This is a genomic window from Brevundimonas sp., assembly GCF_030704825.1.
GTDB lineage: Bacteria > Pseudomonadota > Alphaproteobacteria > Caulobacterales > Caulobacteraceae > Brevundimonas.
This window is the reverse complement of sequence record NZ_JAUYNX010000022.1, coordinates 61,439-71,842: the sequence shown is the minus strand read 5'-3', so window position 1 is coordinate 71,842 and position 10,404 is coordinate 61,439. Positions and strand designations below refer to the sequence as shown.

Below are 10,404 nucleotides of genomic sequence, written 5' to 3'. Positions count from 1 at the left end.
CCCTAGGCCCCGGCTTCGCTCCAGCCGCCCGCCAGAGCCTTGAACAGGGCGATCTGGTAGGTGGTGACCAGGGCATCCGAGGCCGCCAGCTGGGCGTCGGCCGAGGCGAGGGTCCGCTCCGCGTCCAGCACCGTCAGGAAGCTGTCGGCGCCAGCGTCGAAGCGCAGGCGCGACAGGCGGGCGGCGTTGGCGGCCTGGTCCCGGGCGGCCTGCAGGGCCGAGCGCCGGTCCAGCTCGTTGGCGTAGTTGGCCAGGGCCGTCTCCGTTTCCTGCAACGCCACGAGCACCGTCTGGTCGAAGGTTGCGAGCGCGGCGTCCGAGCCGGCCGAGGCCTGTTCGATCCGCGCCCGGGCGGCGAAGATGTTGGGGAAGGACCAGCTGATCAGCGGCCCTACGCTGAATCGGAAGCTTGAGTCATTGGACAGATCGCCCGCGTCCAGCGCCGTCGAACCGACGGATCCGCCCAGGGTGATGCGCGGATAGAGGTCGGCGGTGGCCACGTTCACGCGCGCTGCGGCGGCGGCCAGATCCCGTTCCGCCCGGCGCACGTCCGGCCGGCGGGCCAGCAGCTGGGCGCCGTCGCCGACCGGGATGGGCCGGGTCAACTGGGGCGGGCGGGCGCAGGCGCGGGCCGCTTCGCTGGCCTCGGCCGGAGTGCGGCCGGTCAGGGTCGCCAGCCGGAACAGGGCCCCGTCGCGCTGGGCGCGCAGCGGCGGCAGGGTCGCCCGGGTGCTCTCCAGGGCGGCGCGGGCGCGGGCGGTGTCCAGCCCGTTGCCCGAGCCGGCGGCCAGCAGGCGCCGGGTCAGGTCGGCGGTGTCCGACTGCAGCTCGATGGTGCGTTCGGCGACCGCGATCTGGGCGTTGGCCGAACAGGCGTCGGCATAGGCGCGCGCCGTCTCGGCCGCGACGGAGACCCGGACCACGTCGAGCGCGGCGGCGGCGGAATCGGCGTCGGCGCGGGCGGCGCGGATCGAGCCGCCGACGCGGCCGAACAGGTCGACCTCATAGGCGACGTCGAGACCCACGTCGTAGGTCTCGCCCTCGTCCAGCGGCTGGCCGCCGTTGCCGCCGGGGACGGTGGCGGCCGAGGCGCGGCCGTACTGGCCGCTGGCGGCGACGGTGGTGGACGGCAGCCGCCCGACCCGGGCTTCGCCCAGGGCCGCGCGGACGCGGCGCAGATTGGCGGCGGCGGCCTCCAGCTCGTTGTTCTCGGTCAGGGCCTGAAGGATCAGGCCGTCGAGGGCGGGGTCGTCATAGAGCCGCCACCAGTCGTCGCGCGCCGCCTCGGCGGTCACGGCGGGGGTGGAGGCGCTTACGAAGGCGCCCGACGCCGAGGGGGGAAGGGTGGCGTCGGGCGCCCTCGGCCCGACCGCGCACGACGCCAGCGCGAGGGCGGCGAAGGCGGTTGCGGTCAGGAACCGGAGAGGGGATCGGGTCGTCATCAGGCGTCTCCCAGCCGGGGCGTCGCGGGCGCCGGATCGGCGTCGTGCGGCGGCAGGCCGTGGGTGGTGGGCACGCCGCGCGGCTTCTCGGGCCGCTGCGGGATCTTCGAGGCCGCCCAGCGGCTGACCACATAGAAGACCGGGGTGAAGATCAGGCCGAACAGGGTCACGCCCAGCATGCCGGAGAAGACGGCGGTGCCCAGCGACTGACGCATCTCGGCCCCGGGACCGGTCGCCAGCATCAGCGGCACGACGCCGAAGATGAAGGCGAACGAGGTCATCAGGATCGGACGCAGGCGGATGCGCGCCGCCTTGACCGCCGCATCCCAGCGGCTGAGCCCTTCCTCTTCCTCGGCCTGTTTGGCGAACTCCACGATCAGGATGGCGTTCTTGGCCGCCAGGGCGATCAGCACCACCAGTCCGATCTGGACCAGAATGTTGTTGTCCAGCCCCCTTATGCCGATGCCGATCATGGCCGCGAGCACGCACATCGGCACGATCAGCACCACGGCCGTCGGCAGGGTGAAGGCTTCGTACTGGGCGGCCAGCACCAGGAAGACGAAGATCACGGCCATCAGGAAGACCAGGGTGGTCCCGCCCGACGACGCCTTCTCCTGCAGCGCCAGTCCGGTCCATTCGTACGAGAACCCGGGCGGCAGGGCGTTGGCGGCCAGACCTTCCATGGCGTCCAGCGCCTGGCCGGACGACACGCCGGGCGCCGCCTGTCCCTGAAGCTCGGAGGCGGGGAACAGATTGTACCGCACCACCCGCGCCGGGCCGGAGTCGTCCCTCAGCGTCGCCACCGAGCCGATCGGCACCATGGCGCCGGAGGCCGAGCGGGTCTTCAGATTGGCGATGTCGGCGACGTCGTCCCGCGACGCCGGCTCGGCCTGCGCCGTCACCCGGAAGGTGCGTCCAAGATAGTTGAAGTCGTTGATGTAGGACGAGCCCAGATAGATGCCGAGCGTCTCGAACACATCGTTCGGCTGGACGCCCATCATCAGGGCCCTGTCGCGGTCGACGTCGGCCGAGACCCGGGGCGAGCCGGTGTTGTAGGTCGAGAACACCTGCTGAACCTCGGTCGGAGCCTGGGCCGCCGCGCCCATCATGGCGAAGGTGGCGCCCTCCAGGCCGCGATAGCCGGCGCCGCCCCGGTCCTGGACCATCATCTGGAAGCCGTTGCCGTTGCCCAGACCCTGAACCGCGGGCGGGGCGATGACGAAGATGTTGGCCTCCTCGATGCCGAAGGTGGCGCCGGTGATGGCGCCGGCAAGGGCGACCGCCGACTGCTCGGCGTTGCGATGGTCGAACTCGTCCAGCCGCACGAAGATGGTCGCGGCGTTCGAGCCGAACGAGAAGCTGGTGCCGTCGAGGCCGGCGAAGGCCACGGTGCCGTCCACGCCCTCGGTCTTCTCGATGATGTTCCGGGCCTGGCTCATCACCGCCTCGGTGCGCTCCAGCGAGGAGCCGGGGGGCAGCTGGATGACGCCGATCAGATAGCCCTGGTCCTGGTCCGGGATGAAACCGGTCGGGGTGTCGACGACGCGCCAGGCGGTCAGGGCCAGCAGGCCGACATAGATGGCCAGCACCAGCCCCACGGTCCGCACCAGACGCGCGGTCAGCCGGCCGTATTTGTCGGACAGCCAGTCGAAGCCCTCGTTGAACCGGCGTCCGGCCCAGCCGCCATAATAGGCGGCGCTCCCGAGAATCCCGGGCTTGCGCTCGGGATCGCCATGCAGGTCGTGCGGCTTGAGCAGCACGGCCGCCATGGCCGGCGACAGGGTCAGGGACACCACCAGCGAGATCACCGAGGCCGAGGCGATGGTCACCGCGAACTGCTGGTAGAAGATGCCGGGGATGCCGGGCACGAAGGCGGTCGGCACGAACACGGCCACCAGCACCAGGCCGATGGCGATCAGGGCGCCGGACACTTCCTTCATCGACCGGTAGGCGGCCTCCTTGGGCGTCAGCCCCATGCGGATGTAGCGCTCGACGTTCTCGACCACGACGATGGCGTCGTCGACCACGATGCCGATGGCCAGGACCAGGCCGAACAGCGACAGCGAGTTGATCGAATACCCCAGGGCCAGCAGCACGGCGAAGGTGCCGACCAGCGAGACCGGAATGGCCACGATCGGGATGATCGCCGCCCGCCACGTCTGCAGGAAGACGATGACCACCAGCACCACCAGCAGCATGGCCTCGAACACCGTGTGCTGCACCGCCTCGACGGATTCGGCGACGAATTCGGTCGGGTTGTAGGGCACGGAGATCGCCATGCCCGCGGGCAGTTCGGCGCGCACGGCCTCGATCTCGGCCTGGACCAGTTCCGCGGTTTCCAGCGCATTGGCGCCGGGCTGTTGCTGGATCGCCAGGGCGACGCCCGGCTGGCCGTCGAAATAGCCGCGGATGCCGTAGTCCTGCGAGCCCAGCTCGACCCGGGCCACGTCGCGGACGCGGGTGGTGCGGCCCTGCGCATCCGTCTTGATGACGATGTCGCTGAACTGGTCCGGATCGCTCAGGCGCGACTGCACCTGCACCGGCAGCTGGAAGGCCGCGGCGTTGGTGGGAAAGGGCGGCTGGCCGATGGCGCCGGCGGCGGCCGAGCTGTTCTGGCCGCGCAGGGCGCCGACGATCTCCTGGGCCGTCAGACCGCGCGCGGCGGCCTTGGCGGGGTCGATCCACACCCGCATCGAATAGTTGCCGCCGCCGAACACCTGGACCGCGCCCACGCCGTCGAGGCGCAGCATCCGGTCGCGGATCACCGAGTTGGCGTAGTTGCCGATATAGTCGTTGGCCAGGCTGCGGTCGGGCGAGGTCAGGCCGATGATCAGCAGGAAGTCCTGCTGCTGCTTGTTCACCGTCACGCCGATCTGGCGCACGGGCTCCGGCAGGCGCGGCTCGGCCAGCGAGACGCGGTTCTGGACCAGCACCTGGGCCGCGTCCAGGTCAGTGCCCGGCTCGAAGGTGACGGTGATCGTCGCCACCCCGTCCGAGGTCGAGGAGGACGAGATGTAGAGCATGCGCTCGACGCCGTTGACCTCCTGCTCGATCGGCGCGGCCACGGTCTCGGCCATGGTCTCGGCCGAGGCGCCCGGATAGACGGCGGTCACCGCGATCGTCGGCGGGGCGATCTCCGGATACTGCGACAGCGGCAGCAGCGGATAGGCGAAGACGCCCAGCAGGGTGATGAACACCGAGATCACGGCCGCGAAGATCGGCCGGTCGATGAAGAAGCGGGAAATGTTCATGACCGGATCAGTCGACCGACGACAGGCTGTTGGCGAAGGTGGCGCTGGAGGCCGGAGCCGCCTGGGTCACCGGGGCCTGCTGGGCGCGCTGCGCGACGGGGCGGATCTGGCCCGTCTTCGCCTGCACCTTCATGCCGGGACCCTGGATGCGCTGGACGCCGACGATGATGACGCGGTCGGTGGGCTGCAGCCCGGACCGGATCACTCTCAGCCCGTCGACCAGCGGCCCCAGCTCCACCGGCCGGGGCGCCACCGAACCGTCGGCGGCGACCACATAGACGATGCGCCGCGCCTGGTCGGTGGCGATCGCCGCGTCCGGCACCAGCATGGCGTTGTAGCTTCCGGCGCCGGCCAGTCGGGCCTGGCCGAACATGCCGGGCTTCAGGAAGCCGTCGGCGTTGGGGATCACGGCCCGCAGCCGGATCACGCCCGACGACGTATCCACCGCGTTGTCGGTGAAATCGAGCGTGCCCGAGCGGGTGAAGTCGGTCTCGTCCTGCAGCCGCACCTGGATCGGCGCGGCCCCGTTGCGGGCCTGCCGCTGGTATTTCAGCAGCACGGCCTCGGACCCGTCGAAGACGAAGTGGATCGGGGCGCTGGACACCACGGTGGTCAGGACGTCGGCGGCCGACGACCCGCCGGCGACCAGATTGCCCGCGTCGACCCGGCGGTCGGACACCCGGCCCGAGATCGGGGCGGTGACGCGGGTGAATTCCAGATCCAGCTGGCGGGCGCGGACATTGGCGTTGGCCGCGGCGATGGCGGCCTGGGCCGTCTGCAGGGCCCCGCGGCGTGTGTCGACCTCGGCCTGGGAGACGGCCTGGGATTCCAGCAGGGTCTCGGACCGGGTCAGTTCGCTGCGGGCCAGGGCCAGCTGGGCCTGGGCCTGCGACAGTTGCGCGCGGGCCGAGGCCAGGGCCGCCTGTGCCGGGCGGGGGTCGAGGCTGAACAGCAGCTGGCCGCGCCGCACATAGTCGCCGTCGCGGAAATGGACGGCCGAGATATAGCCGCCGACGCGGGCGCGCACCTCGACCGACTGGGTGGCCTCGAACCGGCCGGTGAATTCATCCCAGTCCTGCACCCCCCGCACCAGCGGCGTGGCGACGGTGACGGCCGGGGCCGGCGGCGCCTGGGCTTCGCTTCTCTGGGAGCAGCCATAAAGCACGGTCGTCATGAGGACGGCCGCGGCCACGATCTTCGCGGTTCGCATCAAAGGTAGATCCCTGTCTTTGTCGACGCGGCGAACGGGGAGGAAGCCGGTAGTCAACGCCCGGTGACTTAATGGTGATCGCGCTTTCGCTTGTCAACGGCGGTTGACAAAGCCATATGCATTTTGGGGCTATTCCGGAGTTCACGAATTGTTTTGCCATGTCGCGCCCCGGCCCAGGAACGCCGAGGCGACCCGCGCCGCCATACTGACCGCCGCCCGCGAACGCTTCGCGCGCGAGAGCTATGACGACGTCGGCATGCGCGACATCGCCGGCGACGTCGGCGTCGACGCCGCCCTGGTGTCCCGCTATTTCGGCTCCAAGGAAGACCTGTTCACCTCGGTCCTCGACAGCTGCGAGAACGGGGCCGAGCTGATGGAGGGCGATCGCGCCGACTTCGGCCGCCGCGTGGCGCACGAGGCGATCTACGAGGCCAAGTCCGACAGCAAGCTGAAGGGCCTGCTGGTCCTGCTGCGCTCGGTGGGTTCGACCAAGGCCATGGAGCTGGTCCAGCGCACCGGCAACGAGCGCTTCTTCAACCCCTTCGCCGAATGGGTGGGCGGTTCCGACGGGGCGGTGCGCGCCCGCTTGGCCGCGGCCTTCGTCATGGGCATGGCGGTCAGCCGCGAGATCACCGGCGGCTTCGGCCTGAGCCCCGCCGAATGCAAGGAGATGCACCGCCGGATGGCCTCCATCCTCCAGGACATCATCGACGGCTGATCAGCCGCGCGGCCGGAATTTCCGGATCACGCCCGAGAAGGTCATCAGCACGCGCGCGCCTGCGTTGATCTGGCCCCGCACGAAGATCAGGCTCTTGCCGGCGCGGATCACCTCGCCGGTCGCCTCCACCAGTTCGCCGACATAGGCGCCGTCGATGAAGGTCGACTCCAGCGACACGGTGACGCCCGAGGCCCCCTCCATCTCCTGATAGGCTGTCTGGAACAGGGCGATGTCGGCGAAGGTCATCAGGCAGCCGCCATGCATCCGGTTCCCGGCGTTCATGTGCTTGGGCTCGGCCCGGAAGGCGCAGCGCATGCGGCCGTCGGCGTCCGGCTTGAAGTAGAACGGCCCCACCACCTGGTCGAAGGTGCCGTGCAGGTCGTACATCTGCCAGCCGGCGAACTCGCCCTCCGTCACCGTGACCTTCTGAACCATCGTTCGCGCTCCGCCTTACTATCGCTCTCGCAATGCAGCATATAGGCGCGATGAGCGACCCCATCGAAACCGCCATCTTCGAAAAACTGGCGAAGGCCGACCCCCGGGGCGTCGGCGGCAAGAGCATCGAACCGTCCGACGTGGCGAAAGAGATGCAGCCCGAACAATGGCAGCGGATGCTGCCCAAGGTCCGCGCCTGCGCCCTGGGCCTGATGCGTCAGGGCCGGCTGACCATCACCAAGAAGGGAAAGCCGGTCGACCCGAACGCCTTCAAGGGCGTCATCCGCCTGCGTTTGCCGACCGAGGCCGAGACCGCCGCGGCGCTGGCGGCCCTGCCGCCCGTCGTCGAGGACGATGACGAGTTCGCCTGATCCTTTTGATCCGCTCGCGGTGATCAAGCGGTGATCATATGAGCCTGGAACAGGTCCTTTCCGACATCCGCGCCTGCCGGGCCTGCCTCGGCCAGCTTCCCCACACGCCCCGCCCGGTGGTCCGGGTCTTTCCGGAAACCCGGCTGCTGATCTGCGGCCAGGCGCCGGGTCGTCGGGTTCACGAGAGCGGCCTGCCGTTCACCGACCCCTCGGGCGACCGGCTGCGGCAGTGGCTGGGCGTCGATTACGAGGCCTTCTACGCCGACCGCCGCATCGGCGTGGCGGCCCAGGCCTTCTGTTATCCAGGCACGGCGCCCCAAAGAAGCGGAAAAAGCGGCGGCGACTATCCACCCCCGCGGCGCTGCGCCGAGCTGTGGCGGCCGCGGCTGCTGGCGGAACTGCCCGAGGTCGAACTGACCCTGCTGGTCGGGGGCCACGCCCAGATCTGGGCTCTGGGCGACCGGGCGGGGGTCAATATGACGGAGACGGTGCGGGCCTGGCGCGACCATGCGCCGTCGATCCTGCCCCTGCCGCATCCGTCGTGGCGCAACACCGCCTGGCTGCGGAAGAATCCGTGGTTCGACGAAGAGGTGCTGCCATGGCTGCGCGCGCGGGTGCGTGGCATCCTGACGTCATGATCCGCGCCCTGGCCGTCCTGACCGTGATGCTGAGCCTGGCCGCCTGCGCCACGCCCGCCGTCCAGCCCCCCATGACCCCGCCGCCCGGTTTCGCCGGCCCCGCCCTGGAGACGCGGGCGCTGGTCATGGACGACGGCGCGCGGCTGCCGCTGGCGCGCTGGGCGCCGGACGCCGGCGAGCCCTGGGCCGTCATCATCGCCCTGCACGGCATGAACGACAGCCGCGCTTCATTCCGGCTGGCCGGACCGTGGTGGGCCGAGCGCGGCATCGAGACCTGGGCGGTCGACCAGCGCGGCTTCGGGGAGGCGCCGGGGCGCGGCGTCTGGGCCGGGCAGGCGCGGATGGCCGAGGACCTGCGCACCGCTGTGGCCCTGGCCCGCGCCAGATATCCCCGCGCCGTCATCGCCGTCGCGGGCGAAAGCATGGGCGGGGCCGTGACCATCGCCGGCTTCAGTTCGGACCGGCCGCCGGCCGCCGACCGGGTCATCCTGCTGGCCCCCGCCGTCTGGGGCTGGACGGCCCAGGGACCGGTCAATTCGGCCGGCCTGTGGATCGCCGCCCGCGCCATGGGCGAACGGCCGGTCGATGCGCCGGAATGGGCGGTCCGCGACCATCCCGCCTCTGACAACCGGCTGGAGCTGTTCCGCAACGGCCGCGATCCCAACAGCATCCTGTCCACCCGGATCGACGCCCTCTACGGCCTGGTCGACCTGATGGAGACCGCCTCGATGCGGCTCGGCGACGTCCGCGCCCCGACCCTGCTTCTGTATGGCGGCCACGACAATGTGATCCAGAAAGACCCCATGCGGCGGGCGCTGGAGCGGGCGGGCGAACGGCCGAACCTGCGGACCGGCTTCTATCCGGACGGCTGGCACATCCTGAACCGCGACCTGCAGGCCGAGACCGTCTATCGAGACGTAGAGGCCTGGCTGCGGGACGCATCCGCGCCGCTGCCGTCCGGGGCGGGCCCCGTTCTGCCGGCCCTGAGGGTTACGCCCCGCCCACGCTGACGTGAAACCGCCATGCTTGCGGTGTTAAGCGCCGGAGCGTAAGCACCCGCGCAACAAAAAAACACCCCGGGAGACGCTCAAGTGAGCATGACGCTGTTTGATTCCCCGTCCTTCGCGAACCACGAAGGCGTTCATGCGGTCTTTGACGAAAAGACCGGCCTGCGCGCCATTATCGCTGTTCACTCAACCGCCCGCGGCCCGGCCGTCGGCGGCACCCGGATGTGGAACTACGCCTCCAGCGCCGAGGCCCTCGAGGATGTGCTGCGCCTGTCGCGGGGCATGAGCTACAAGAACGCCGTCGCGGATCTGGAAATGGGCGGCGGCAAGTCGGTCATCATCGGCGACAGCAGGACCCAGAAATCCCCCGAGCTGTTCCGCGCCTTCGGCCGCGCCGTCGATACGCTGGGCGGCATCTATTATGCGGCGGAAGACGTCGGCGTCTCGGTCGCCGACATCGCCGAGGCCCGCAAGGTCACCCCCTATGTGCTGGGCCTGAACGACGGTCCCGAAGCCTCGGGCGATCCCAGCCCCGTCACCGCCGAGGGCGTCTACCGCTCGACCCTGCTGGCCGCGCGCCGCCTGTGGAAGCAGGACGATCTGACCGGCCTGACCGTCTCGCTCCAGGGCATCGGCCACGTCGGCGGTTACCTGGCCGACAAGCTTTACGCGGCCGGCGCCAAACTGATCATGACGGACGTCAACACGGCCCTGCTGGCTGAGGTCGCCGCCCGCACCAGGGCCGAAGTCGTGGCCCCCGACGCCATCTATGACGTCAAGGCCGACATCTACGCCCCCTGCGCCCTCGGCGCGACGCTGAACCCCCGGACGCTGGACCGGCTGACGGTCAAGGCGGTGGTCGGCGCGGCCAACAATCAGCTGGCCACGCCGGACATCGGTCAGCAGCTGTTCGAGCGCGGCGTGCTCTACGCCCCCGATTACGTCGTCAACGGCGGCGGCATCATCAACGTCGCCTCGGAACTGCGCGCCCGTCAGAGCAGCGGCGCCTACGATCCGGCCTGGGTCGAGGGCAAGCTGTCCCGCCTGATGGAGACGCTCGAGGAAATCATGGAACGGTCGGCCGTCGAGAAGCGCCCGACCCATGAGATCGCCGACGCCATCGCCGAGGCCCGCATCGACGCGGCCCGCGACCAGAAGGCCGAGCAGCGCAAGGCGGCCTAGAGCGACCTCCCATCCGGGGGGGCTGCGTCCGATTCTGACGTACAGATCCCTCAAACTGCGTCCGGCGACGGCGCATCGACCGGGGCTGCGATGAAGCGGACGGAGCGGACGCTTCGGACGCTTCGGACGGTGTTTCTGGTCTTCGGGGGA

Annotated in this window: 9 protein-coding genes; 5 read left to right on the top strand and 4 right to left on the bottom strand. The window is 70.2% G+C overall.

The annotated features are described in order from the left end of the window. Window positions 1-2: 2 nt before the first annotated feature. Genes Q8Q71_RS12280 through Q8Q71_RS12270 form a run of 3 tightly spaced genes read right to left on the bottom strand, consistent with a single transcriptional unit; the run spans window position 3 to window position 5,903 of the window. Complete coding sequence (locus Q8Q71_RS12280) at window positions 3-1,442, bottom strand: efflux transporter outer membrane subunit (RefSeq protein ID WP_305759884.1); 1,440 nt, start codon at window positions 1,440-1,442, stop codon at window positions 3-5. Next, window positions 1,442-4,693: an efflux RND transporter permease subunit gene (locus Q8Q71_RS12275; protein WP_305759883.1), complete on the bottom strand. Its 3,252-nt coding sequence runs from the start codon at window positions 4,691-4,693 to the stop codon at window positions 1,442-1,444. The genes Q8Q71_RS12280 and Q8Q71_RS12275 overlap by 1 nt, the downstream gene beginning before the upstream one ends. A gap of 7 nt (window positions 4,694-4,700) precedes the next feature. Next, entirely contained in the window at window positions 4,701-5,903 is a 1,203-nt protein-coding gene (locus Q8Q71_RS12270) for an efflux RND transporter periplasmic adaptor subunit (RefSeq protein ID WP_305759882.1), read from the bottom strand. A gap of 148 nt (window positions 5,904-6,051) precedes the next feature. Between Q8Q71_RS12270 and Q8Q71_RS12265 the strand changes: the two genes are divergently transcribed. After that, on the top strand, window positions 6,052-6,621 hold the full coding sequence (locus Q8Q71_RS12265; protein WP_305759881.1) for a TetR/AcrR family transcriptional regulator: 570 nt from the start codon (window positions 6,052-6,054) through the stop codon (window positions 6,619-6,621). Here Q8Q71_RS12265 and Q8Q71_RS12260 read toward each other — a convergent pair whose 3' ends face one another. Then, complete coding sequence (locus Q8Q71_RS12260; protein ID WP_305759880.1) at window positions 6,622-7,056, bottom strand: PaaI family thioesterase; 435 nt, start codon at window positions 7,054-7,056, stop codon at window positions 6,622-6,624. A gap of 50 nt (window positions 7,057-7,106) precedes the next feature. Between Q8Q71_RS12260 and Q8Q71_RS12255 the strand changes: the two genes are divergently transcribed. The 4 genes from Q8Q71_RS12255 (at window position 7,107) to Q8Q71_RS12240 (ending at window position 10,254) form a co-directional block, all read left to right on the top strand. Continuing rightward, window positions 7,107-7,427 carry a DUF3253 domain-containing protein gene (locus tag Q8Q71_RS12255; RefSeq protein ID WP_305759879.1) on the top strand — a complete coding sequence of 107 codons (321 nt, stop codon included), beginning with the start codon at window positions 7,107-7,109 and terminating at the stop codon, window positions 7,425-7,427. Between the two features lie 38 nt (window positions 7,428-7,465). Then, on the top strand, window positions 7,466-8,065 hold the full coding sequence (locus tag Q8Q71_RS12250; protein WP_305759878.1) for a uracil-DNA glycosylase family protein: 600 nt from the start codon (window positions 7,466-7,468) through the stop codon (window positions 8,063-8,065). Beyond that, entirely contained in the window at window positions 8,062-9,075 is a 1,014-nt protein-coding gene (locus Q8Q71_RS12245) for an alpha/beta fold hydrolase (RefSeq protein ID WP_305759877.1), read from the top strand. The genes Q8Q71_RS12250 and Q8Q71_RS12245 overlap by 4 nt, the downstream gene beginning before the upstream one ends. A gap of 87 nt (window positions 9,076-9,162) precedes the next feature. After that, window positions 9,163-10,254: a Glu/Leu/Phe/Val dehydrogenase gene (locus tag Q8Q71_RS12240; protein WP_305759958.1), complete on the top strand. Its 1,092-nt coding sequence runs from the start codon at window positions 9,163-9,165 to the stop codon at window positions 10,252-10,254. Window positions 10,255-10,404 lie beyond the last annotated feature (150 nt).